The sequence below is a fragment of the Mesorhizobium sp. LSHC420B00 genome, assembly GCF_000503055.1.
Classification (GTDB): Bacteria; Pseudomonadota; Alphaproteobacteria; order Rhizobiales; family Rhizobiaceae; genus Mesorhizobium.
Window position 1 is genome coordinate 57621 of the sequence record NZ_AYVY01000005.1, and the last position, 23616, is coordinate 81236.

The window sequence follows — 23616 nt, forward strand, 5'->3', positions numbered from 1 at the left end:
ATTGATCTTTGTTCTTGGGAAACGCGAAACCGGTACAGCCCGGCAGAGCGCAGTCCAGATCGTGTCGAGTGTCGGGCGTATCCTTCGTGTCAGCTTCGGATTTCAGGCAAATCGCAGCAGGAGCTGAATCGGGAAAGGCCGAGAGGCTGTTCCGCGCCGCGGTGTCGGCGTTCTGTTCGCTCACCCGACCTTCACGCCGCGAGATCGCGCAGCTCGAAGACCTGACGCTGCCGCTTTTCGACAATGTCTCGGTCGAATCGCGCCGCTACGTCGCGGCAGCCCTTTCCGAATGCGAATATGCACCCGCCGCGCTGGTGCGGCGGCTTTGCCAGGAGCGGGTCGATATCGCCGCTCCGCTGCTCATCCGCTCGCGTGCCCTCAGCGACGTCGACCTCATCGCGCTGATCGGGCGCCACGGGCTGCCGCATGCCCGTGCCATTGCCCGCCGCAAGGATCTCAATCAAACGATCGCGGATCTCATCAAAGTGCTCGAAAGGCCGACGCTGGTGCGGTCGCAACAGCAGCCGGAAACAACCGCCAAAGCCGCGTCCGAAAACGCCGAAGTGGTTGCGAGCGATGCCAACAGGCAAGAGGCTTCCGATGCCGCCGAAACAGTACGCCGCCGGTTGCGATCCATGATGCGCGCCGAGAGCGGCACCGCTATCGGTCCGTTCGTCGAGCCGCAAACCTATGTCAAGCTGCGCGAGACCGCGCTGACCGGCAATGCGGCATTCTTCCAGACAGCGCTCGCCGATGCGCTCGAAGTCGATTTTTCAACGGCGCGGACGCTCACCACGAGCCAAAATTACACACCGCTGCTGGCCGCCTTGCGCGCGCTCGACCTCAGCGAAGACAAGGCGTTCCTGATCACGGCCACCATCTATCCGACCGAGTTTCCGCACCCGCAGGCGATCCGCATCTTCCTCGACCGCTACCGCCTGCTGCACCGCGACGCGGCGTTGGACAGGCTCCGCGGCTGGAAGGCCGACACCGTGTCGAAAATCGTTCGCAAGCCCGGGCGCGTCGCCGCAAACGCCGACCTGCGCAAGCCGAACAGCGCCGATGTTGCCGCTGTCCCAAAGGCGCGTCGCGTCTGAAAAGTTACGGCAACTTGACCGAGATAAGCTCCTCAACGGGAATGGCGCCCGCCTCGACCTCGACCACCCAGATATCGGGATCGAATTTCTTCTCGCGCTCCAGCCGCGCGTCGAAGATGGCGGCATCGTCGCCCTCGCCGAGAAGGCTGAAGAAACGGTCGTCCGGCCTGGCCGAATCGTAGCTCGTCTGCGGCGCCGGCCCGAACAGCGCCATCTCCCCCAGCCTGCCCCGCGCCAGCACGAAAACCGCGCCGGCTTCCGTCGCGCCGCGCTTGACCACGGCGGCAAAGCCGCCGGCGCTGAAAACCCGACGCAACAGCGCCGATACCCACAGGTCGGTGGTTACCCGCATGGAGAATTCCTGGCCATGCGGCGGTCCTTACAGCATTGGCCGGAAGACTGTAACCGATCTTTGCCGAGCGACCGGCGTGCGGCCGTCACGACCCTCAGTTGGTCAGGCCGATCTCGCGCATCTTGACGTAGACGATCTCGTCGGGCTCGCCGGTCTCGGGCAGGCCGAAAAGCGCCTGGAATTCCTTGATCGCGGCCTTGGTGCGTGCGCCGACGACGCCGTCCAATTGCATGTCGTCATTGCCGAAAGCTTTCAGTCCGGCCTGGATCTTGACGATGCGGGGATCAGGTGCCGCCGCATTTGCCGGTGCGGACGCTGGAATGGCGGCTGGAACAGCGGCCGTTTCGACCGGCCGCGGCACGGGATGCGGCACCACGGCCGCGGTCGTCGGCGTGGCACCCAGTTGATCCAGCAGAATGCTGTCGATCTCGCCGGAGGCATTCAATCCGACCTTCTGCTGATAGGCCTGGATGGCCTTGCGCGTATTCGGTCCGGGAATGCCGTCGACGGTGCCGGAATAGAAATCGAGATCCTTCAATATGCCCTGGACCTGCTCGACGACCGGGTCGCTCTTGATCGGCGCAGCCGCCGGACGCACGATGTTGATGGTGGTTTCGGGCTCGTCGCTGTCCGCCCGGGGAAAGCGCTCGATGCTCCTGGTGACGAAAAACGCGCCGGCGTGCGGAAAGGGCTGGTACCAAAGAGCGTTCGCCGAGACGTAGAACAGCGTCACCAGGAATGCGGTGGAGCCGCCGACCACAACTGGATTGCGCGAGATCAGGCTGCCCAGAGCCATCGCTCCGTGCTCGAAGGCATTGCCGCGGCGTTTGACCGCCTTAGGCTGTTTTGCGGAGCGACCCATTGCTCTCCCCTTTGCCACCGTCCGCTCTGGCTTTGGCCGCGGACATCGGCACCACGCCGGTCTTCTCCGCCGAGTGGCCCGTCGGGCCGTTCACGGGAAGGCTGATCGTTACCGTGGTGCCCTCGCCCGGCATGCTTTCGATCGACATGGTGCCGTCGTGCAGCGCCACCAGCCCCTTCACCAGCGAAAGCCCGAGCCCGGTGCCTTCGAACCGGCGGGTATAGTCGTTCTGTATCTGCATGAACGGCTTGCCGAGATTGGCAAAATCTTCCTCGGCGATGCCAATGCCGGTGTCCCGGACCCAGAAATGCAGCCGCGAGCCGATCCGCTTGGCGCCGATGACGACGTTGCCGCCTTCGGGCGTGAACTTGATCGCGTTGGAGACGAGATTGATCAGGATCTGCTGCACGGCGCGACGGTCGGCATTTATTTCACCTGCGTCCGGCGCGATCTGGGCCTGCAGATCAATGGCTTTTGCCTCGGCTTGCAGGCGCATCATCGACTGGCACATCTCGACCGCTTCGCGGAAGCGGAACGGTTCCGGTTCGGTCGCATAGGCGCCCGATTCGATCCGCGATACGTCGAGTATCGAGGTGACGACGGCAAGCAGGTGCTGGCCCGAATCCCGTACCAAGCCGACATATTCCTTCTGGCGCGGATCCTTGAAGGTGCCGAACATCTCGTGCAGCAGCATGTCCGAAAAACCGATGATGGCATTGAGCGGGGTGCGCAGCTCGTGGCTGACGACGGCAAGGAAGCGTCCTTTCGCCACCTCGGCCGAGGCAGCCGCTTCATTGGCGGCGGCAAGCTCCTGGCGCAGTCCGGCCAGTTCATCATTCTCGCGCAGAACGAGCGTGAAGACAGTCTCCTGCCCCGGCGCGCGCATCATCTCGAGCGAGAACGGCCGGTAATTGTCGGCCGTCACGCCGCTGTTCTGCGGCAGCCGGACGCGAAGGTCGAGCCGGCGCGACAGAGCGCCATCGCGCATATCGGCCAGCGCGCTGAGATACGGGACGCGGTCGGACAGATGGATGCGATCGAAAAGCCCGGCGCCGAAAAGCAACTCCGGCGGCAGCCTCAGCATGGTGCGCGCCTTGGTCGAGGCGTCCAGAACCTCGCCATGCGCCGCTATTCGCAGCACGACAGCGTCGATCAGGTCTTCGAGCCGGTCGCTGCCGGCAGGATCGAGCTGTGCGTTGGCGGCGCCACGAAGTGGAGCGACACGCGGAAAGAGCGTGAGCGCCCAGGCCAGTGGTACCAGCCAGTGCCATGCGGCGATTTCGGTCTGGCCGAGCGGCAAGACGGAACCGGCGAAAGGCTGCAGCAAGACTGCGACAAGGGCCGATATGGCGCCCCAGATCACGGCACGGCGCGACTGGCCGATCCACCAGGCTTCAAACGGCAGCGCCACCGCAAGCACGGCAACCGGCGAGGCCACACCGCCGGCGGCAGCGACAAGGGCACCCAGGGCAACACTGCTCACGACCAAGGCTAGTTGGCCGGCCAGGGTGATCTTACCCGATGCAGCCACCAGCAGGGCGGCGAACCAGCAAAGGCCGAACGCGGCAAAGATCGCAGCCACAGTCACGGCCGCGCCCATGCCCGACGTGACCAGCGTCACCGCTGCACCTGCGCTGAAGAACGGAGCCGCCAGCATGACGCCAATGAACCGGCTGTGGCGGCGGCGGTCGTCCTGGCCGAGGACGGACGGATGAACCATCCGTTCGCAACCGGCGGCTATCGCGCCCGGCAACTCGGCGTATCTGGCCTTGATCGCACTCAACTCAACGCACCCGGTCGTGAACGGCCCTGCTTTGCAGGTGGCTTTTGTCGATCCGAAACTCGCATCCAGCGTTTAAGGAATGGATAAGGCTGGGCCGATCGTCCCCCGGCCGGCTGCAAATATCGGGATACCGGCGGCGAAAAACCGGGGCAATTGCCGCCATAGTAAACGGAGCGTTATCCGGACCGCCCGCGCCTGGACTTGGGCCGAGGGCATCAAACTGTCGCCGGGTCAAAAAACGAGCAGGAAAAACAACAGGTTGGATGGTTACCCTTTGCTGAATAAAATCTAAGTCGTTCGAGGCAAATGAATTTCAAAACGCTTCGTTTCGAATCTGCCTAAACTTTGAGGAAAACTGTTGCTTTCGGGACAAGCCGTCCTTTGCGCGTCCGTGCCAATATCGCCGTACAGGGGTCGTGCGGTTCGGATGCATGACCGTCATAAAGGACAGACAGATGGGCTTTCTGATAAGAGCTGCTTTCTGGTTTTCGCTGGTGCTTCTGGCGCTGCCGCTGGGTGTCGGCTCCGATGATGCGGGCCGCGAAAGCGTCGGGCCGCTCCAGGCGCTGTTTGCCGCGCGCGAAGCCGTCGGCGACATCGCCGGCATCTGCGAGCGCAAGCCGGACGTCTGCGAGACCGGCAAATCGGCAATGCACACCATCACCGCCCGGGCAAAGGAGACCGCCAAGATCGCGGCCGCCATGCTGGACGACAAGGCCGCTGAACCCGATACGGTGACGACCACCGGCAGCGTGCCCGAGGAAATCGTCTTGCCGGCGAAAGTCGATTTGCCGGCGAAAGTGCACTTGCCGGCAAAGAACTGAGACTGTTTCGGCCGAATCCATCGCTAAACCGCAGGGCGCCCCGCTCTCGGCGCCTGCGGCGTTTCTCCTCTTTTTCCGTGACGCGGCCGCGCCGGATGACTATATCCGGGGAAATGACCACGACGATCCAGACCATCCGCGACGACTTTTCCCTGCTCGACGAGTGGGAAGACCGCTATCGGTATGTGATTGAACTGGGTGAAGCGCTGCCGCCATTTCCCGACGAGCAACGCATACAAGCCAACAAGGTGCCCGGCTGCGTCAGCCAGGTCTGGCTGACCACCGAGCAAGGCGAGGGTGCCAATCCCGTTATCACCTTCAAGGGCGATTCCGACGCCCATATCGTGCGCGGCCTGGTTGCCATCATGCTGGCGCTGTTTTCGGGACGGCCCGCCAGCGAAATCCAGAGGACCGACGCAGAGGCAACGCTAAAGGCACTCGGACTTGACGAGCACCTGTCGCCGCAGCGCGCCAATGGTCTTCGCTCGATGGTCAAGCGTATCAAGCGTGACGCCGAGGCGGCGCTGAAGCAGACCGCCTGACCGGACGGCAATTACCGGCAGTATGAAGAACTGGCGGCCCGAGCTTGGTCTCCCCACAATACAAAACGGCGCCCGAAGGCGCCGCTTGAGTGTCAAACCGGAAGAGCCGCTTGTCAGCGTCCCTTGCGCTTGCGACCGAGACCCATCTTCTTGGCGAGCTGCGAACGGGCGGCCGCATAATTGGGCGCAACCATCGGATAGCTCGGGTCCAGGTTCCACTTTTCGCGATACTGGTCGGGCGTCAGATCATAGTGGGTCATCAAGTGACGCTTGAGCGACTTGAACTTCTTGCCGTCTTCGAGACAGATGATGTAGTCGTCATGCACCGAACGCTTCGGATTTACCGCCGGCTTCTGCTTGTCGGCAGGCGGCTGCTCGGCGGCCCCGCCGACGCGCCCGAGAGCGGCATGGACATCGGCGATGAGGTTCGGCAATTCGCCGACCGGCACGGGATTGTTGCTGACATAGGCGGCCACCACATCGGCGGTGAGCTCGATCAGCGCGTCACTGTTTCTGGAAGGTGTTTCGGTAATATCCATGGCGTTCAGGCCCCAACGAGAATTGTTTCTGTTTGCGCCCGTTTCGATAGTTGGGCATCGCGCGAACTTGTGCAGGAAAAAGCCTCCGCGATTCGCGTCGCGGCATCTTAATGGGCCTGAGCGTCAAGTAAGTCAATTCGCTTCTTGCGCTCTATTCAGCGATACAAGTCAAATCTTTCATATTCAGCTTCACTCTTTCGTGCAGAGTGTAACTTTGCCGTTTTTTCTGGTCAGACCAGCATCGACTGACGCCGCGGCAAGCAGCCATTACACAGACGGCAGCAGGTAAATAGAGCTCAATGCTTGATCCTGCCGGCAGCATTACAGCCTGGCCGATCGGCGGATTCAGTAAAATCATAGGTTGCGAAGGGTTACTGTTGCTCGTGAGCCGTCGGCCGGAGCGGCGTGCTGCGTCACTGAAACGGGGTGATGTATTTTCCGTAGACCCAGCCGGTGACGAACTGGCCGCTCTGTGCCGGATCGTGCCAGACTTCGCACCAGCGATGGCGGATCTTCTGTTTCTGCTGCCAGTAGGTTTGGCTGGTCATGTCGAGCAGGTTTATCCCACCGGTGCATTTGCCGGTCATCTGCAGAACCGTCCCGTTGGGATAGGCGGCCTGCTTCTGCGAAGTTCCTGAAGGATATTTGCGCACATTGAGCGTGTCGCCGAACGGCACATTGGCCACTTGCCAAGCCGCAAAGGCAGTTGCATGAGATTGACCGGCATTGGCCAGGGTCATCGCAGCGACGGCGAGGGCCGCGGCAGTCCGAGAAAAAATATTCATTGTCCTCTCCTCCAGCCCGTCCTCTTGAGCCACCACGACAATAGATCGTAGCCCTTGAACCCGCGCTGATCGGCGTGTTCATTCGCCATTCAAGTAGCTTCCACAGCGAGACGCAATGACCAGAACTCCAGTGTTTCCGACCGCCACCCCGCCACAGCCGGAGAAGCGGCCGATCTTCGACACGCATCACGGCATGACGCGGACGGACGACTATGCCTGGCTGAGGGCCGTGAATTGGCAAGAGATGTTCAGGGATCCGTCCCTGCTCGACGGCGAGATCCGCGCCCACCTGGAAGCCGAGAACGCTTATCAGGCGGCGCTGATGGCCGATACAGCCCGGCTGCAGAAGCAGCTTTTCGCGGAAATGAAGGGACGTATCAAGGAAGACGATTCTTCCGTGCCGATGAAGGACGGGCCCTACGCCTACGGCTCCTCCTTCAAGCTTGGCGGCCAGCAGCCGCGTTATTTCCGTACCTCGCGCGACGGCGGCGACAAGCAGATCTTGCTCGACGGCGATGCCGAGGCCGAGGGCAAGCCCTATTTCCGCCTGGGCGGCGTCGATCATTCGGACGACCACCGCAAACTGCTCTGGGCCTTCGACGACAAGGGTTCCGAATTCTACACGCTGCGCGTCCGCGATCTCGCCGGCGGCAACGATCTGGCGGACAGGGTCCCGGACACCGGCGGCGGCGGTGTGTGGGATGCCGGTAATGACGGTTTTTTCTACACCCGCCTCGACCCCAACCACCGTCCCTCCAAAGTGCTGTTCCATGCGCTTGGCGATGGTCCTGAAAACGACCGGCTGATCTATGAGGAAACCGATCCGGGCTTCTTCATGGATGTCGGCGGCACACGCTCCAACGAGTGGATCATGATCGGAATCAACGACCATGAGACGTCGGAATACCGCATCATGATCGCCAACGACCCGTTCGTAGAGCCGAAGCTGGTTGCAGCGCGCGAAACCGGCTTGCAGTACGACCTAGAGGAAGGCGGCGACGTCTTCTTCATCCTCACCAATGCCGACGGCGCCAAGGACTTCAAGATCATGACGGCGCCGGCCGATGATCCGGTGCGCGCCAACTGGCAGGAACTGGTGCCGCACGAAGCGGGCCGGCTGATCCTTTCGGTAATCGGCTTCAAGGACCACATGGTCCGGCTCGAGCGCAAGGAAGGCCTGCCACGCATCGTCGTGCGCGATCGCACGAGCGGCGAGGAGCACCTGATCTCCTTCGACGAGGAAGCCTTCTCGCTCGGCCTGTCCGGCTCCTACGAATACGACACCGAAATCATGCGCTTTTCCTATTCGTCGATGACGACGCCGGCGCAGGTCTTCGATTACAGCATGCGCACCCGCGAGCGCGTGCTGCTCAAGACCCAGGAAGTGCCGTCCGGCCACGACCCGGAGCACTATGTCACGCGCCGGCTGATGGCGCCTGCCGCCGACGGCGAACTGGTGCCGATCTCGCTCCTCCACCACCGCGACACGCCGCTCGACGGATCGGCGCCTTGCCTGCTTTACGGCTATGGCTCTTACGGCATAGCGGTGCCGGCCGCGTTCAACACCAATTTGTTTTCGCTGGTCGACCGCGGCTTTGTCTACGCGATTGCCCATGTCCGCGGCGGCAAGGACAAGGGCTATGGCTGGTACGACGACGGCAAGCGGGCGAACAAGATGAATACGTTCACCGATTTTGTCGCTGCCGCCCACCACCTCGTCGCCGAACGCTACACGCAGCATGACCGCATCGTCGCGCAAGGCGGCTCGGCCGGCGGCATGCTGATGGGCGCGGTCGCCAACATGGCGCCGCAATGCTTCGGCGGCATCGTCGCCGAGGTTCCCTTCGTCGACGTGCTCACCACCATGCTCGACGCAAGCTTGCCGCTGACGCCGCCGGAATGGCCGGAATGGGGCAACCCGATCCCTTCGGCGGAGGATTACCGGACCATCGCCGCCTACTCGCCCTACGACAATGTCGCCGCACTCGACTATCCACCGATCCTGGCGCTGGCCGGCCTGACCGACCCGCGCGTCACCTATTGGGAGCCGGCCAAATGGGTGGCGCGGTTGCGCGACCGCAAGACAGGGGGGAATCCGGTTCTGTTCAAGATCAACATGGATTCAGGCCACGCCGGCGCCTCCGGCCGGTTTTCCAGGCTGGAGGAAATCGCGTTCACCTATGCCTTCGCGCTCAAGGTAACAGGCAAGGCCGAACCAGCCGCGTGAAGTCGGGGGAGAGCGGTCATTGCCTTCCGTTCCGAGACGTGGCTTTCATTCGCGGTAAGAGTTGCGGAGACGCCCACCAATGATCGATCTCGCCACATTGATTGCGTATGTCGCGGTTGTGCTTGGCTTTGTCTTCATCCCCGGTCCGGCCACCCTTCTGACCGTGGCGCGGGCCACCAGTTCCGGAACCAGGGTTGGCATCGCGACCGGCGCGGGGATCGCGGCCGGCGACGTGGTTCACACCTTCATGGCGATCGTCGGCATTTCGGCGATCATTGCCACGTCGGCGGCGCTTTTCAGCATCGTGAAGTACATCGGCGCAGCCTACCTCATTTATCTCGGCATTCGCGCGATCATCGAGAAAACGCCTGCCTATCCGGCCGCCGGCGCACTTGCGATCCCCGCTACCAAAGCATTTCGGCAGGCTGTTTGACCGAGGTTCTCAACCCCAAGACCGCGCTTTTCTTCCTTGCATTTCTTCCGCAGTTCGTGCGGCCTGAAAACGGATCGGTGATGCTTCAACTGGCGACATTGGGCGTGATCTTTGTTCTGTTGGGCCTCATCAGCACGCTGGTTTTCGCCGTGGGTGCGGGTGGCCTCGGTGCATTCCTGCGCCGAAACCCGACGGTGCTGAGATGGCAAGGCAAGGCTGTCGGCGGCATCTATTGCGCCTTGGGCATCCGGCTGGCGCTGCAACAGCGCTAGGACCTCGACAGGCGACGCCGTATGAGGCTTCGGATAATGGGCAGGCACAGCTGATTTTCCGCTCGCAATTGCAAAGGCCGCGCGCTACCCAGTGCGCGGCTTTTCACAGCCGCGCCAACACACAATCACCCAGGGATCTGCCATGTTGCTCGTCGATGTCTATCTCGACAAATCGCCCATCCAGGGCATCGGCGTCTTTGCCAAAAACCACATTGCCCGCGGCACGCTGGTCTGGAAGCTCGACCCGAAATACGACCGGCGCATCGAGGTGGAGACCTACGAGCGGGAAACCGGGCCGGTCAAAACCTATCTCGACCGCTACGCCTATCCGGACCGGCGCGACCCGAATTACATCGTCTTCGAAGCCGACGATGCGCGCTACATGAACCATGCCGACAGCCCGAATTGCGACGTCTCGCAGCCGGAGGAGACCTATGCCTTGCGCGACATTGCGCCCGGCGAGGAAATGACCTGCGACTACAATCACTTCTTCGAAACCGGCTTCGACTTCCTCGGCGACCGCTGACCCAACGGCCCGTCAGCTCGCCGGCTTCTTGCGCGCCGGATAGCCGTTGGGATGCGGCGGCACGGCTTTCAGATAGGCGGCGATCGCCGCGCGGTCCTCCCGGGTCAGCACGGCCATGTTCCGTTGCACGTCGACCATCGCGCCGCCGACCGTATCGAAGTCCGGCGTGAAGCCGGTTTCGAGATAGTTGGCGATGTCGGCTTCCGACCAGTCGGCGATGCCGCCCTCGCCCGACGTGATGTTGGGCACGATGCCGCTGCCTTCCGCGGCCGCGGCGCCTGCCAGCCACTGGCTCTTCCTGGTACCGCCGGTAAGGTCCCGCGGCGTGTGGCATTCGCCGCAATGGCCGGGGCCTTCGACCAAATAGCGGCCGGCCTGCACCGGCTGCGGCGTGCCTTCGGGAAAGGAAACGACCGGCTTGTCGCTCAGATAGAGCAATTTCCACAGACCAAGGCCGCGTCGGACGTTGAAGGGAAACCCCAGCGAATTGGCGGGTGCCTTGCCGGCGACCGCGGGCAAGGTCTTCAGGAACGCATAGAGATCGGCAATGTCGGCCGGCTTCATGCGCGCGTATGAAATATAGGGAAATGCTGGATAAAGATGCTCGCCCGACGGCGACACGCCCTTCAGCATGGCGTTGGCAAAGTCTTCGACCGACCAGGCGCCGATGCCGTCCTTGGTATCCTGCGAGATATTCGGCGGCACGAAGGTGCCGAATGGCGTCTTGAGCTCGAGGCCGCCGACCAGCTGAAGGCGAGCGTCGCCTTGCGAGCCAGGCTTGGCATGACAGGATGTGCAGCCGCCAGCGTAGAAGATGCGCTTGCCCCTGTCAGCGTCACCGGGGCCAAGCTGCGCCAGCGTGGCGGCACCGAGCCTGACCGGAGCCGACAGGAACCAGCCGGCAATCGCGGCGACGCCGCCCAGAACGAGGGCGGCGCCGACGAGTTTCTTCAGCAAGGGCATTGCCCGCTATCAGCCTTTTTTCACCCTGTAGCTTTGATGACAGTTGCCGCAGCCGCCGCCGATGGTGTTGAACTGTGCCTTCAACGCGTCGGCATCCGCAGGTGCCGCGGCGACCGCCGCCTTGACGTCGGCGAGGTACTTGCCTTCAGCCGTCTTGAAGCCGGCCATGTCCTGCCAGATCTTGGGAGACGCCGTGGTGTCGCCGATGTCGCTGCCCGCCGGGAACAGCGCGTCGACGCCGGCATGGAATTTCTCGGCATTGGCCTGCAGTGCCTGCAACGCCGTCAGCACCGAAGCTGCGTCGTAGGGCGTCTCGCCCTTGACCACTTTCGACAAGCCGGCGGCGATCTTGCCACGTTCCTTCATCAGGGCCTGCCGGTCAGCGACCGGGTCGGCAAATGCCGCCGAACCGGCGAAGGCGAGCATCGAGATGGCGAGGATAAGCTTTCTCATTCACTTGGCTCCATGTTGAAGGCAATTCAGGGTGCGGTCCCACCCCGATGACAAACGGCAAGGATGGCTTAAAAATTCCGACGCTTCGCCTCACGCTTGCGTGAAATTTTTGCAACTGTCGTTCTGATGCTGAAAAAGAAAAGCCCCGGTTCTGCCGGGGCTTTCTGGAACGGATCAGGCCTTTTCGTAGAGTTCGAGCACATAGTCCCAGTTGATGAGACTGTCGACGAAGGCTTCGAGATATTTCGGCCGGGCGTTGCGATAATCGATGTAGTAGGAATGTTCCCAGACATCGACGCCAAGGATCGGCGTCGCGCCATGGACGAGCGGGTTCTCGCCATTCGGCGTCTTCGAGATCGCCAGCTTGCCGTCCTTGACCGAGACCCAGGCCCAGCCCGAACCGAACTGGGTGGTGCCGGCGGCGATGAAGTCGGCCTTGAACTTGTCGTAGCCGCCAAGATCGCTGTCGACCGCTTTTTGCAAGGCGCCCGGCAGCTTGTTGCCGCCGCCGCCCTTCTTCATCCATTTCCAGAAATGGATATGATTGTAGTGCTGGGCGGCATTGTTGAAGAGCCCCGCATTCTTGCCAAAGGACTGTTTGACGGCCTCTTCGACCGACAAATCGCCCAGGCCCGCCTCGGCGGCCAGCTTGTTGCCGTTGTCGACGTAGGCCTTGTGGTGCTTGTCGTGATGATATTCCAGCGTTTCCTTGGACATATAAGGCTGCAAAGCCTCGTAATCATAGGGCAAGGCGGGCAATTCAAAAGCCATCGGTCGTACTCCCTCGTGGAAAAATCCGGTGTCGATACCGGACTAACATAGGACTGGATTGGTCTGGAACAACTCCGGAAACGAAGCGCCGGGCCGCTTTTTAGCGGGTCAGCCGGGCGAAGTCGAATGCGCCCATTCCCAATAGAGTTCGCGCGCCTTCTTGGCCACCGGCCCGGGCTGCAGATTGCGATCCTCGATACGGGTGACCGGCACGACTTTCGAGTGGTTTCCGGTCGAGAAGATTTCGTCCGCCTCCAGGAAATCGCGGATCGACAGCGTCTTTTCCGTCGTCGTGAAACCGTACTCGCCAAGCAGGGCCATGGTGCGCGCGCGAGTGATGCCGGACAGGAAGGTGCCGTTCGGCGCCGGCGTCAGGACATGGCCGTCCTTGACCAGGAAAATATTCGAGGTCCCGGTCTCGGCGACATTGCCCAGCATGTCGAGCACGAGCGCATTGTCGAAGCCGCGCATCTTGGCTTCGAGGATGGCCCTGCCGTTGTTGGGATAAAGGCAGCCGGCCTTGGCGTTAGTCGGCATGGTTTCGATTGTCGGGCGGCGGAACGGCGACACCGTCACCGAAAAACCCGCTGGCGAGATCATCGGCGATTCATAGAGGCAAAGGCAGAAACGCGTCGAGGCCGGGTCGGCCGGCACGCCCATATAGCCGCCATGCTCGGCCCAATACATCGGCCTGATGTAGACCGCTGTGTTGCCGTCGAACTTCTTCAGCCCGTCCCAGGTCAGGCCGACGATCTTGTCGGTGCTCATCGTCGGTTTCAGGCCGAGCGCGATCGCCGAGGCGTTCACCCTTGCTGCATGGCGATCGAGGTCGGGAGCGACGCCCTCGAACCAACGGGCGCCGTCGAACACGCTGGTGCCGAGCCACATGGCATGGCTGCGCGGCCCGAGGATGGCGACGTTGCCCTCATACCAGTCGCCGTCGACGAAGGTCCATGTCGCGGATTGCGCCGCAGTCGCCAGTGTCATTGCCAGGTTCCGTTCGATGCTTGTTGCGGCGCATTGGAAGATGCTTTGGCGGCCGCCGTCAACCGGTTTGGCTGAGATTTGTTGAGGCCAGCGGGCTGGCGGACTGCAATCAGCGCTTGCGCCTTGCCTTGCGCAGCCTCAAAACTGTCGCATGCACCATGCAGCTTACGTTTTCGACGCCTATGGCACGCTGTTCGACGTGCACGCGGCCGTGCGCCGTCACGCCGACCAGATCGGGCCGGACGGCCAGTTGCTGTCCGAGATCTGGCGCGCAAAGCAGCTGGAATATTCCTGGGTGCGGACGCTGATGGGGGCCTATGCCGATTTCTGGCAGCTCACCGAGCAGGCACTCGATTTCGCCCTGCGCAAGGTTCCGTCCGCCGATGCCGGGCTGAAGGCGAAGTTGCTCGAGGCCTATTGGCGGCTGGACTGCTATCCGGAGGTGCCGGCCGTGCTCAAGGCGCTCAAGGCATCGGGGGCAAGGCTGGCGATCCTGTCCAACGGTTCGCCTGAAATGCTGGAGGCGGCCGTCAAGTCCGCCGCGCTCGACCAGGTCCTGGACGACGTCTTTTCCGTCGACAGCGTCAGGCGCTTCAAGACCGACCCGTCGGTCTACGACATAGTCACCACGGGCTGGCGCCTCTATCCAGGCGCTGTCTCTTTCCAGTCCTCCAACCGCTGGGACGTTGCCGGCGCCACCAAATTCGGCTTCCGGACGGTGTGGATCAACCGCGCCAATCACCCAGAGGAATACCGGGATTTCCCACCGGCCCTGATCCTGCCGTCCCTTGAAGGTCTGGTTGCCGCGGTTTGACACCGGAAATGTTGCGTCGGCGCAACAGTGGCGATCCAGTCACAGCTTTGCCTTTGTTTGTCCACCCTGCGGCCAGAATTGGAACCGCCTATCGCGCCGAGCATTGCTCGAGCACCTGCGCACAACCGGACGCATTCATGCTTTGTTGCGATTTGAGACTTAAAAAAGGCAATCATGTTCACACCTCCATCGTCCTCTCTGCGCCTTAGCCGTCGCGGTTTCCTCAACGCCGCAGCCCTTGGCGCCGCCTCGGTCGCGGTCTCCAGTTGCACCACGCTGTCGCAACAGCCGGTCGAGCCACCGCCGCCGACCTATGTCGAGCCGGCGCTCGGCGACTATATGACGATGTATGGGCCGATGTCTGATGGCGGCTTCGAGCTGCCGGCCATACCGGTCGACAAAATCGACCCGCAGTTCCTGCGCCAGATCGTGGACGATCCGACCGGGCAGCAGCCGGGCACCATCGTCGTCGACACCACCAATCACTTCCTCTACTTGGTGCGCCCGGGCGGCCAGGCTATCCGCTACGGCGTCGGCCTCGGCCGCGCCGGCTTCGAATGGTCGGGCGATGCCGTGGTCCAATGGAAGCAGAAATGGCCGAAATGGACGCCGCCGGATGAAATGATCTCCCGGCAGCCGGAGTTGAAGCCGTACAGCGCCGATAATGGCGGCATGCCCGGCGGGCTCAAGAACCCGCTTGGCGCGCGGGCGCTCTATCTCTTCCAGGGCAACCAGGACACGCTCTACCGCTTGCACGGTTCGCCGGAATGGCGGTCGATCGGCAAGTCGGTGTCGTCGGGCTGTGTTCGCCTGATGAACCAGGACATTATCGATCTCTACGACCGTGTGCCGAACAAGACCCCGGTCGTGGTGACGGCCGATATCGGCCAGCCGATGGTGGCGACCGCAAACCGCAAAGCCATTCCGATCGACGCCGGCGTGCCGGAAGGATCGATCCTGCTCGGCCCGGTCAAGGCGATCACAGACTCGATCTTCTGAGCTGACGGAAGCACGGGGGCGGGATATTCCTCGCTCCTGCTGGTTTTGCTGCGCGTCGGCTTGCCGGTGCCGGCGCCCGCCTTCAGGTGCGGTCCTTACGCCGAGCAGCGGATTTTGCCGCGCTCTGTGCAGACGCCGCCGGTGGACAGCTCATGATCCAAATCCGTCTTCGGCAGGCCGAGCGTTCGGATCACCGCTTTGCGCCTAATCTCGGCCGTATAGATTCGCTTTGCCGTTTCCTGAAAGCTGACGTCGCGGGCGACCGCGCTGGAGGTCGTGGTGGCGCCAGGAGCTGCCATTCCCGGCGCTTCTCCAAAACTGACCTTCGCGCTACGGCTTGAGTCGGCCCTTCTCTGCCCCTCCTGCGGAGCAGTCCTACGGCAAGCCGTGACCCGAAAGCGGACTTGCGAGCCGCCGCCGAGCGTCATCTTCCTTCAAGAAAGAACCTTGCCGAGGAAAGCACGCATCACGCCGTTGAATTGCTCTGGTCTTTGCAGGGGTGCGAAGTGGCTCACGCCGGACAGGATGATCAATTCCGCTGCCGGAATGCTCCGCGCGAGATATGCGGCATGTTCGGGCTTGATGAACTCGTCGTGCTCGCTTTGCACGATCGCAACGGGCACATGGACATGGGTCAAGTCGCCTGCAGAATAGTTAGGTTCGCTCTTCATCATCTTGCCGACCGCTTCGACAAATACATTGAATTGGTCCGGCGTGGCCGATTGGTCGGCATAGTCCTTGGCGTGCCGTCTGAAACACCGGTCGACGGTCGGAGTGGGCTCGAATTCCTTTGTGCCGCTGGGGTCCATGTTGCAGCCAAAGAAGAATACACCGGCAACCCGCTCGGGTGCGTTCATTGCGAGGATTAAAGCGATGCACGCGCCGTCGCTCCAGCCCACAACGGCCGTCTTTTCCAACTGCAGCGCGTCCATCACGGCGAGCACGTCGGATGCCATCAACTCATATGTAAAAGGCCGCTGATCGCGCGTGCTGCGGCCGTGGCCGCGGCTATCAATGAGCACGGCGCGATAGCCAGAGCTGACCAGCGTTGAAACTTGATAGCCCCAATTACCGCTATGGCCGAGGCCACCATGCAGCAGGATCACGGGAGAGCCGGACCCGTATGTCGCGTACCAAATTCGAGCGCCGTCGTGATCCACGAAGCCCTGATCGCTCGTAACGGGCAGAGGCGCAGCGCCATGGGCCTCGAAATTCTTGAGGTCGTCGTCGTGTGATTCCATGCTGATGTGACTCCAAGTAAACAGAAAGGCCTGCAAACTGCCGCTGATGCAGATCAAACCAACCGCTGACAGGAGCCAGTTGCCCAAGCGACATAACACCGAGCGACTAACTGGATCAATGTCCGCTTCTGTGCGCGCTTGCGTCATTCGTGTGTCTGCTGGGAATGACGCATTCCCACCCCAGCCAGTCCTTCGCCGTCGATTTCGGTCGTTCGGTAGCTTAGGGTTCTTGAACGAACGGACGCGCTTAAAGCGACTTTCATGGCGCTCCTTCAAGCTGCCTTTCGCGCATCGGCCGGAGTCGACCTTGGCGGAAATTCGAACCAAGACACTACCGCCGCGGTGCGTCCGTCTGGCGGACGTGGGCGCCGGAAGCATTTTCGTCGCCGCCTATCTGTTGGTGTAGATCGGCCCCCGCGTCGTCACGCCGGGAAAGACGATGCGCCGAGGCTTGTCATCATTTGGAAGTTCTTCGATGCACAGCGAAATCGCTTGCAGTTCTGCGAAGCGATTCGCAATTATCGCCGCAATCCACGTCCCACCTGGAGGCTCCCATGGCCGAGGTCCTGCTGTTCCACCACGCACAAGGGTTGACTCCCGGCGTGCGCGCGTTCGCTGACGACCTGCGGGCAGCCGGGCACACCGTGCATACGCCGGACCTGTTCGACGGACGCACATTCCAGAGTATTGACGAGGGTCTCGCCTACATCGGTGAGATCGGGTTCGACGACATGCGGGAGCGCGGCGTCCGCGTCGCCGGCGAACTGACCCCCGAGCTCGTTTACGCCGGATTCTCGTTCGGCGTGCTGCCGGCGCAGAAGCTCACACAGACACGACCCGGTGCCTGCGGAGCCCTGCTCTTCCACTCCTGTCTGCCGATTAGCGGCGAGTGGGCCTTCGGACCCTGGCCGGACGGCGTCCCGGTCCAGATCCACGGTATGGATAACGACCTGATCTTCGTCGGCGAGGGCGACATCGACGCCGCTCGCGAGATCGTGGAGAAGGTCGAGGACGCGGAGCTGTTCCTCTATCCCGGCGACCAGCACTACTTCGCCGACAGCTCGCTCCCGTCGTACGAGGCGGCTGCCAGCGCGCTGCTCACGCGGCGGGTGCTCGAGTTCTTGGACCGTGTCTAACCATGTCGGCGAGGGCCTTATTGAGGAGCAATGGCAGCTCTCGTCAAATCTCCCATAGGGTCGAAACCGCGATCACCACCCGCGGGTTCGTTCCCTGGAGGGCTTCCGGACGCCGGCCCCGGCGCACGGCACCTCCCAAAGAAGGCCGGCATCTGTAATCCTCCACAAGATCTGCCAAGGCATTTACTCGAGCAAGTGGCTGCTTTGGGGTCTCGGTGCTGGTTGCCGTGAATGTCAGCTATCAGGCAGCGTAATATGCTGATGAAGGGCGGGTCAGGGTCAGGTCACGACGATGTTCGCGACGACCTGAATGTCGGCTCTCGTGTATCCCAGCCTAAGGCGGCCTGTCCGCAATCGGCCCAAAGGCCGCAGGCTGCAATGCCCGCATGTCGGTCGCTGAAGGGGCGGTAGCCGCATCCCAGAGGCGGACACTAGAGCGAGCAGGCGGGGTGGCATGTTCACTCCCAAGTCTCGGGCGCATCCCGGAGGCTCTTTACCTTATCCGCCAAATAGACGGGAGCATAGCCGCCGCCCGCTGTCCTCCAGATCTGGCTACTGGCGCTTGATGCCAAGACAGCATTTGTCAAACTCGGTGGCCCGATGCTCCCTCACCGCCCCCTGGCCAAACTCCCCAGAATACCCCGCACGATCGCCCGTCCGACCGACGAGCCGACCGAGCGCACCACGGATTTGATCGCCGCCTCCGCCACCGTCTGGCGGTTGGAAGGCCGCGGCGCGCGGCGGCCGCCAGCTGGCTGGGGATCGTCATTGCCGAAGCCGGGAATGGTCCAGCGCGAACGGCCGCTCTCCTGCTGCTGCGCTTGTGCCTCCTGGGCGTCCTTGGCCTTTTTTTGCAGCATCTCGAAAGCCGATTCGCGATCGACGGTCTGGTCGTACTGTCCCGAAACCGGGCTCTCAGTGATCAGCTTGCGGCGCTCTTCGGGCGTGATCGGGCCAAGCCGCGAGGATGGCGGGCGGATCAGCGTGCGCTGTACCATGGACGGCACGCCCTTGGCTTCCAGCGTGGAGACGAGTGCCTCGCCGGTGCCGAGTTGCGTGATCACGGTTGCACAGTCGAAATCGGGATTGGGCCTGAACGTCTCGGCCGCCGTCTTGACGGCCTTCTGTTCGCGCGGCGTATAGGCACGCAGTGCGTGCTGCACGCGGTTGCCCAACTGCGCCAGCACCGTTTCAGGGATATCCAGCGGATTTTGCGTGACGAAATAAACGCCGACGCCCTTCGAACGGATCAGCCGGACCACCTGTTCGACGCGGTCGATCAGCACCTTCGGCGCGTCGTCGAACAGAAGATGCGCCTCGTCGAAGAAGAAGACCAGCTTCGGCTTGTCCGGGTCGCCGACCTCGGGCAGTTCCTCGAACAGTTCCGACATCAGCCACAGAAGGAACGTCGCATAGAGCCGCGGATTCATCATCAGTTTGTCGGCGGCGAGCACGCTGATGGCGCCGCGTCCATCGCGCGTGGTGCGCATGATGTCGGCGATCCGCAATGCCGGCTCGCCGAAGAAATTGGCAGCGCCCTGCTGCTCCAGGACCAGCAGCGTGCGCTGGATCGCGCCGACCGAAGGTTTCGTCACATTGCCGTAGCGGGCGCCGATCTCTTCGGCGCGGTCGGCGATGTTGGCAAGCAGTGACTGCAGGTCCTTCAAGTCGAGCAGCAAAAGGCCTTCCTCGTCGGCGATGCGGAAGGCGATGTTCATAATGCCTTCCTGCGCCTCGGAGAGGTTCATCAGCCGCGACAGAAGCAGCGGCCCCATCTCCGAGATGGTGGCGCGGATCGGGTGACCCTGCTCGCCGAACAGATCCCAGAAGATGACCGGAAATTCCTGGAACTCATAGGGATCGAGCTTGACCTGCTCGGCCCGCTTGACCAGAAAATCCTGCGCTGTGCCCATCATGGCGATACCCGACAGATCGCCCTTGATGTCGGCGCAGAATACCGGCACGCCGGCATTGGAGAAACCCTCGGCCAATATCTGCAGGGTCACCGTCTTGCCGGTGCCGGTCGCGCCGGTGACCAGGCCGTGACGATTGCCATATTGCAGCAAAAGCCGTTCCGGCCGCTGATAGCTGTCGTCCGGCTTGCGGCTGGCTCCCATGAAGATACTGGTGTCGTCGGCCATGTGTCCGGTCTCCGCAAACCTATAGGGTTGAATGCCCTGATCCCCTTGAAGAAAACGGAGGCCCGCCGCAGGTATAGTGAGGCCATTGCGCAGCGACAATGGGCATCGTCGAAAATGGCTTTTGGAGCTTGCGGAACCTGCCCATGTTTGGCAATCGGTTGACGGTCACCGTCACGGAAGGCGAGTTGCACGGCATGTGTGCTGCATTGTGATATGGGACCGGGGACCGTAGACTGACATAGTAGGCTGACACGGCCACTAGAACGAGGAGAACGGATGGGCGCCGGTGCCTTGACCCATGATGCCGACCTTCCGAACGCCGACCGGCAACGATGGCTGGCGCTGGCGGAGAAAGCGCTGGCCGGCGGTTCCTTCGAGGAAAAGCTCGTCTCGCATACGGACGACGCCATCCGCATCGAGCCGCTCTACGAGCGTTCGGTCACCGCCGAGCCTGTCGTGCGCGCCAACCCGGGATCACCGTGGATTGTCAGCCAGCGTATCGACGATCCGGACATAGTCCGCGCCAGGGCACAGGCGCTGGAAGACGTCGCGCAGGGTGCTACCGGACTGTCGCTTGTCTTCGAAGGCGCGCCGAACGCCTTCGGCTATGGCTTGCCGAGGACGGCCGAGGCGCTGGAGGGCGTGCTCGACGGCGTGCCGCTCAACCGCATCCAGATCCGCATCGATGCCCATCCCTGGAGCCGCGCCGTGGCCGACTGGCTGGTGGCGTTCTTGACCAAGCGCCGCTCCGACCCGGCAAAGCTCAACCTCTCCTTCGGCATCGATCCGGCGGCGATATTTGCCGGGACCGGCAGGCTGCGCATGTCGATCGAAGCTTTGCAGGCATCGATGCCGCAGTCGCTGGCGCATTTCTTTTCGATGGGGGTGCCCGGCGTGCTGCTGGAAGCCGACGGGCGGGTGTTCCACAATGCCGGCGCAACCGAGGCGCAGGAGCTTGGCACGATGCTCGCCTCGGCAGTCTCCTATTTGAGGCTGTTCGAGAAGGCGCGCCAGCCGCTTGTCTATGCGGCGCCGCATATCGGTTTTGCGCTCAGCGTCGACCAGGACCAGTTCGTGTCGACGGCCAAGGTCAGGGCGTTGCGGAGACTGTGGGCGCGTGTCCAGGAGGCCTGCTCGATACCGCCCTCCACCGCCAGCATCCATGCCGAAACCTCCTTCAGGATGATGACGGCGGCCGACCCGGAAACCAACATCCTGCGCACCACCATCGCCGCTTTTGCCGCTGCCGCCGGCGGGGCGGATTCGATCGCCATCCTGCCGCATACCATCGCGCACGGCCTGCCCGCGGGTTTTGCACGCCGCGTTGCCCGCAACGCGCAACTGATCATGGCCAATGAAAGCCACATCGACCACGTCGCCGATCCGGCTTGCGGTTCGGGCGCCGTCGAAACCCTGACTGCGGAGCTCTGCGCGGCGGCCTGGCAGGAGTTCCAGCAGATCGAGGCGGAAGGCGGCGTGCTGACCAGCCTCGAACAAGGCCACGTCCAGAGACGCGTGCAGGCAGCTTCCGCCCGCCGCAACGCTGCCTACCAGGCGGGCGAACGGGCGATCGTCGGCACGACGCTGCACCCGTCGAAAACCGAGCGTCCGGTCGAGACGCTGGCGGCGGAGCGGCGGCCAGCCTTCACCGAAGGCGTTGCGGTGTGCGAGCCGCTGTTTCCGATCCGCATCGATCAGTCGATCGGAGCCGTACCATGATCCCCGATTTCAGCCAGATCGGCTGGTCGCCGCCACGGCGGGCGCCGGTCGACGTCAAAGGCCAGCGGATGACGCCGGAAGGCATCGCCGTCAAGCATCTCTACAACCAGGGCGATCTCAAGGGCTTGCCGCATCTCGATACCTATCCGGGCCTGCCGCCCTTCATGCGCGGCCCCTATCCGACGATGTATGTCCAGCAACCCTGGACGATCCGGCAATATGCCGGCTTCTCGACGGCCGAAGAGTCCAACGCCTTCTACCGGCGCAACCTTGCCGCCGGCCAGAAAGGCCTGTCGGTCGCCTTCGATCTCGCCACGCATCGCGGCTACGACAGCGACCATCCGCGCGTCGCCGGCGATGTCGGAATGGCCGGCGTCGCCATCGATTCCATTCTCGACATGCGCCAGCTGTTCGAGGGCATCCCGCTTAACGAGATGACGGTATCGATGACGATGAACGGCGCGGTGCTGCCGATCATGGCGCTCTATATCGTGGCGGCGGAGGAACAGGGCGTCGCGCAGAAGGACCTCACTGGGACCATTCAGAACGACATCCTGAAAGAGTTCATGGTGCGCAACACCTACATCTATCCGCCCAAACCTTCGATGCGGATCGTGTCGGACATTTTTTCCTACACGTCGACGCATATGCCGAAGTTCAATTCGATCTCGATCTCCGGCTACCACATGCAGGAGGCGGGAGCGACGGCGGACCTCGAGCTCGCCTACACGATTGCCGACGGTATCGAATATGCCCGCGCCGGCGTCGCGGCCGGCCTCGACATCGACCGTTTCGCGCCGCGCCTCTCGTTTTTCTGGGCGATCGGCATGAATTTCTTCATGGAAGTCGCGAAGCTGAGAGCAGCGCGCCTTTTGTGGGCCAGCCTGATGCTGAAGAACTTTTCGCCGAAGGACGAGCGCTCGCTGTCGCTGCGCACCCATTGCCAGACTTCGGGCTGGTCGCTGACGGCGCAGGACCCCTACAACAACATCATCCGCACCATGATAGAGGCGATGGCGGCGACTCAAGGCCACACGCAGTCGCTGCACACCAATTCCTTCGACGAGGCAATGGCGCTGCCGACCGATCATTCGGCCCGCATCGCCCGCAACACACAGCTCATCCTGCAGAAGGAATCCGGCACGACCCGGAGCATCGACCCGTGGGGCGGCTCTGCCTATGTCGAGCGGCTGACGCATGATCTGGCGGCGCGCGCGCTTGCCCATATCGAGGAGGTCGAGAGCCTCGGGGGCATGGCCGCGGCGATCGAAAAGGGCCTACCGAAGCTGCGCATCGAAGAGGCTGCCGCGCGCACCCAGGCGCGCATCGATTCCGGCGAACAGATCGTGGTCGGCGTCAATGCCCACCGTCCCGGCACGGACATCGAAGTCGACGTGCTGAGGATCGACAACGCGGAAGTCAGGGCGCGGCAATTGTCGAAGCTGCAGCGGCTGAAAGGCACGCGTGACGTCGCCGCCGTCGAGAGCGCGCTCGATGCGCTGACCCGTGCTGCCGGGAGTAACGAAAACCTGCTGGAATTCGCCATCCGGGCGGCGCGCGCCAATGCCACGGTCGGCGAGATTTCGCTGGCGCTGGAAAAGGTCTTCGGCCGCCATGTCGCCTCGGTGCAGACGATCTCCGGCGTCTATCGCAACGCGCTTGGCGACAATCCGGTGGTCGACCGGTTGCAGGACAAGGTCGTAGCGTTCGAGGAGAAGTCCGGCGGCAAGCCGCGTATTCTGGTCGCCAAGATGGGGCAAGACGGCCATGATCGCGGCCAGAAAGTGATCGCCACCGCCTTTGCCGATCTCGGCTTCGACGTCACCGTTGGGCCGATGTTCCAGACGCCGGACGAGATCGCCAAGCTGGCGGTCGAGCATGACGTGCACATCGTCGGCGCCTCGTCGTTGGCGGCAGGCCATTTGACGCTCATTCCCGAACTCAAACAGGCGCTGAAGAAGCTCGGCCGCGACGACATGCTGATCGTCGCCGGCGGCGTCATTCCACCGAAGGATTACGATGCAGTCCGGCAGGCAGGCGCAGCGGAGATCTTCCCGCCCGGCACGGTCATCCCGGAAGCGGCGGAGCGGCTGATGGACCGGCTGCTGCAGGCGGGCTGACGCTTTGTTATAATGCCCGTTGCAACGACC

General features: G+C 62.7%; 22 protein-coding genes and 1 pseudogene. 11 read left to right on the top strand and 12 right to left on the bottom strand.

Annotated elements, in window-relative coordinates:
• Positions 1-86: 86 nt before the first annotated feature.
• Positions 87-1097 (top strand): DUF2336 domain-containing protein, encoded by a 1011-nt coding sequence (locus X760_RS50710; RefSeq protein WP_023718402.1) that lies wholly within the window; start codon positions 87-89, stop codon positions 1095-1097.
• Between the two features lie 4 nt (positions 1098-1101).
• On the opposite strand, the gene X760_RS50715 is transcribed toward X760_RS50710, so the two are convergent.
• The 3 genes from X760_RS50715 to X760_RS50725 form a co-directional block, all read right to left on the bottom strand.
• Entirely contained in the window at positions 1102-1449 is a 348-nt protein-coding gene (locus X760_RS50715) for a DUF1491 family protein (RefSeq protein WP_023718403.1), read from the bottom strand.
• 94 nt (positions 1450-1543) lie between these two features.
• Complete coding sequence (locus X760_RS50720; protein ID WP_023718404.1) at positions 1544-2311, bottom strand: peptidoglycan-binding protein; 768 nt, start codon at positions 2309-2311, stop codon at positions 1544-1546.
• On the bottom strand, positions 2286-4031 hold the full coding sequence (locus X760_RS50725; protein ID WP_023718405.1) for an ATP-binding protein: 1746 nt from the start codon (positions 4029-4031) through the stop codon (positions 2286-2288). The genes X760_RS50720 and X760_RS50725 overlap by 26 nt, the downstream gene beginning before the upstream one ends.
• A gap of 518 nt (positions 4032-4549) precedes the next feature.
• Between X760_RS50725 and X760_RS50730 the strand changes: the two genes are divergently transcribed.
• Both X760_RS50730 and X760_RS50735 read left to right on the top strand, forming a co-directional pair.
• Complete coding sequence (locus X760_RS50730) at positions 4550-4918, top strand: DUF5330 domain-containing protein (RefSeq protein WP_023718406.1); 369 nt, start codon at positions 4550-4552, stop codon at positions 4916-4918.
• 113 nt (positions 4919-5031) lie between these two features.
• Positions 5032-5460, top strand: a complete 429-nt coding sequence (locus X760_RS50735; RefSeq protein ID WP_023718407.1) for a SufE family protein — start codon at positions 5032-5034, stop codon at positions 5458-5460.
• A gap of 113 nt (positions 5461-5573) precedes the next feature.
• On the opposite strand, the gene X760_RS50740 is transcribed toward X760_RS50735, so the two are convergent.
• Together X760_RS50740 and X760_RS50745 are read right to left on the bottom strand one after the other, a co-directional pair.
• The gene (locus X760_RS50740) at positions 5574-5999 is read right to left on the bottom strand and encodes a MucR family transcriptional regulator (protein WP_023677844.1); all 426 of its coding nucleotides are present in this window, start codon (positions 5997-5999) and stop codon (positions 5574-5576) included.
• A gap of 413 nt (positions 6000-6412) precedes the next feature.
• Positions 6413-6784 (bottom strand): hypothetical protein, encoded by a 372-nt coding sequence (locus X760_RS50745; RefSeq protein ID WP_023718408.1) that lies wholly within the window; start codon positions 6782-6784, stop codon positions 6413-6415.
• A 115-nt stretch (positions 6785-6899) separates the two neighbouring features.
• Between X760_RS50745 and X760_RS50750 the strand changes: the two genes are divergently transcribed.
• From X760_RS50750 to X760_RS50760, 3 genes and pseudogenes are all read left to right on the top strand, one after another.
• Positions 6900-9011: a S9 family peptidase gene (locus X760_RS50750; RefSeq protein WP_023718409.1), complete on the top strand. Its 2112-nt coding sequence runs from the start codon at positions 6900-6902 to the stop codon at positions 9009-9011.
• A 79-nt stretch (positions 9012-9090) separates the two neighbouring features.
• A pseudogene (locus X760_RS50755) lies at positions 9091-9716 on the top strand (LysE family translocator).
• A 142-nt stretch (positions 9717-9858) separates the two neighbouring features.
• Positions 9859-10242: an SET domain-containing protein-lysine N-methyltransferase gene (locus tag X760_RS50760; protein WP_023718410.1), complete on the top strand. Its 384-nt coding sequence runs from the start codon at positions 9859-9861 to the stop codon at positions 10240-10242.
• 12 nt (positions 10243-10254) lie between these two features.
• Here X760_RS50760 and X760_RS50765 read toward each other — a convergent pair whose 3' ends face one another.
• The 4 genes from X760_RS50765 to X760_RS50780 form a co-directional block, all read right to left on the bottom strand.
• Complete coding sequence (locus X760_RS50765; RefSeq protein WP_023718411.1) at positions 10255-11205, bottom strand: cytochrome c; 951 nt, start codon at positions 11203-11205, stop codon at positions 10255-10257.
• Between the two features lie 9 nt (positions 11206-11214).
• The gene (locus tag X760_RS50770) at positions 11215-11658 is read right to left on the bottom strand and encodes a cytochrome c (RefSeq protein WP_023718412.1); all 444 of its coding nucleotides are present in this window, start codon (positions 11656-11658) and stop codon (positions 11215-11217) included.
• Between the two features lie 174 nt (positions 11659-11832).
• Entirely contained in the window at positions 11833-12429 is a 597-nt protein-coding gene (locus X760_RS50775) for a superoxide dismutase (RefSeq protein WP_023718413.1), read from the bottom strand.
• Positions 12430-12537: 108 nt separating this feature from the next.
• Positions 12538-13416, bottom strand: a complete 879-nt coding sequence (locus tag X760_RS50780; RefSeq protein ID WP_023718414.1) for a branched-chain amino acid aminotransferase — start codon at positions 13414-13416, stop codon at positions 12538-12540.
• A 151-nt stretch (positions 13417-13567) separates the two neighbouring features.
• On the opposite strand from X760_RS50780, the gene X760_RS50785 reads away from it, so the two are divergent.
• Both X760_RS50785 and X760_RS50790 read left to right on the top strand, forming a co-directional pair.
• The gene (locus X760_RS50785; protein WP_023718415.1) at positions 13568-14230 is read left to right on the top strand and encodes a haloacid dehalogenase type II; all 663 of its coding nucleotides are present in this window, start codon (positions 13568-13570) and stop codon (positions 14228-14230) included.
• A 174-nt stretch (positions 14231-14404) separates the two neighbouring features.
• Positions 14405-15229: a L,D-transpeptidase gene (locus tag X760_RS50790; RefSeq protein WP_023718416.1), complete on the top strand. Its 825-nt coding sequence runs from the start codon at positions 14405-14407 to the stop codon at positions 15227-15229.
• Positions 15230-15324: 95 nt separating this feature from the next.
• Here X760_RS50790 and X760_RS50795 read toward each other — a convergent pair whose 3' ends face one another.
• Together X760_RS50795 and X760_RS50800 are read right to left on the bottom strand one after the other, a co-directional pair.
• Positions 15325-15528 carry a hypothetical protein gene (locus X760_RS50795; RefSeq protein WP_023718417.1) on the bottom strand — a complete coding sequence of 68 codons (204 nt, stop codon included), beginning with the start codon at positions 15526-15528 and terminating at the stop codon, positions 15325-15327.
• A gap of 135 nt (positions 15529-15663) precedes the next feature.
• Positions 15664-16470, bottom strand: coding sequence for an alpha/beta hydrolase (locus tag X760_RS50800; RefSeq protein WP_023718418.1), 807 nt, complete (start codon positions 16468-16470; stop codon positions 15664-15666).
• 554 nt (positions 16471-17024) lie between these two features.
• Here X760_RS50800 and X760_RS50805 point away from each other — a divergent pair.
• Positions 17025-17606 (top strand): dienelactone hydrolase family protein, encoded by a 582-nt coding sequence (locus tag X760_RS50805; protein ID WP_023718420.1) that lies wholly within the window; start codon positions 17025-17027, stop codon positions 17604-17606.
• 608 nt (positions 17607-18214) lie between these two features.
• Here X760_RS50805 and X760_RS50810 read toward each other — a convergent pair.
• Positions 18215-19747: a helicase HerA-like C-terminal domain-containing protein gene (locus tag X760_RS50810; RefSeq protein WP_023718421.1), complete on the bottom strand. Its 1533-nt coding sequence runs from the start codon at positions 19745-19747 to the stop codon at positions 18215-18217.
• A gap of 276 nt (positions 19748-20023) precedes the next feature.
• Here X760_RS50810 and X760_RS50815 point away from each other — a divergent pair, with 276 nt between their 5' ends.
• Both X760_RS50815 and scpA read left to right on the top strand, forming a co-directional pair.
• Positions 20024-21466 carry a methylmalonyl-CoA mutase subunit beta gene (locus X760_RS50815; RefSeq protein WP_023718423.1) on the top strand — a complete coding sequence of 481 codons (1443 nt, stop codon included), beginning with the start codon at positions 20024-20026 and terminating at the stop codon, positions 21464-21466.
• A complete protein-coding gene (gene scpA / locus X760_RS50820) occupies positions 21463-23586 on the top strand; it encodes a methylmalonyl-CoA mutase (RefSeq protein WP_023718424.1) in 2124 nt (707 codons plus the stop codon). The genes X760_RS50815 and scpA overlap by 4 nt, the downstream gene beginning before the upstream one ends.
• Positions 23587-23616: the final 30 nt, after the last annotated feature.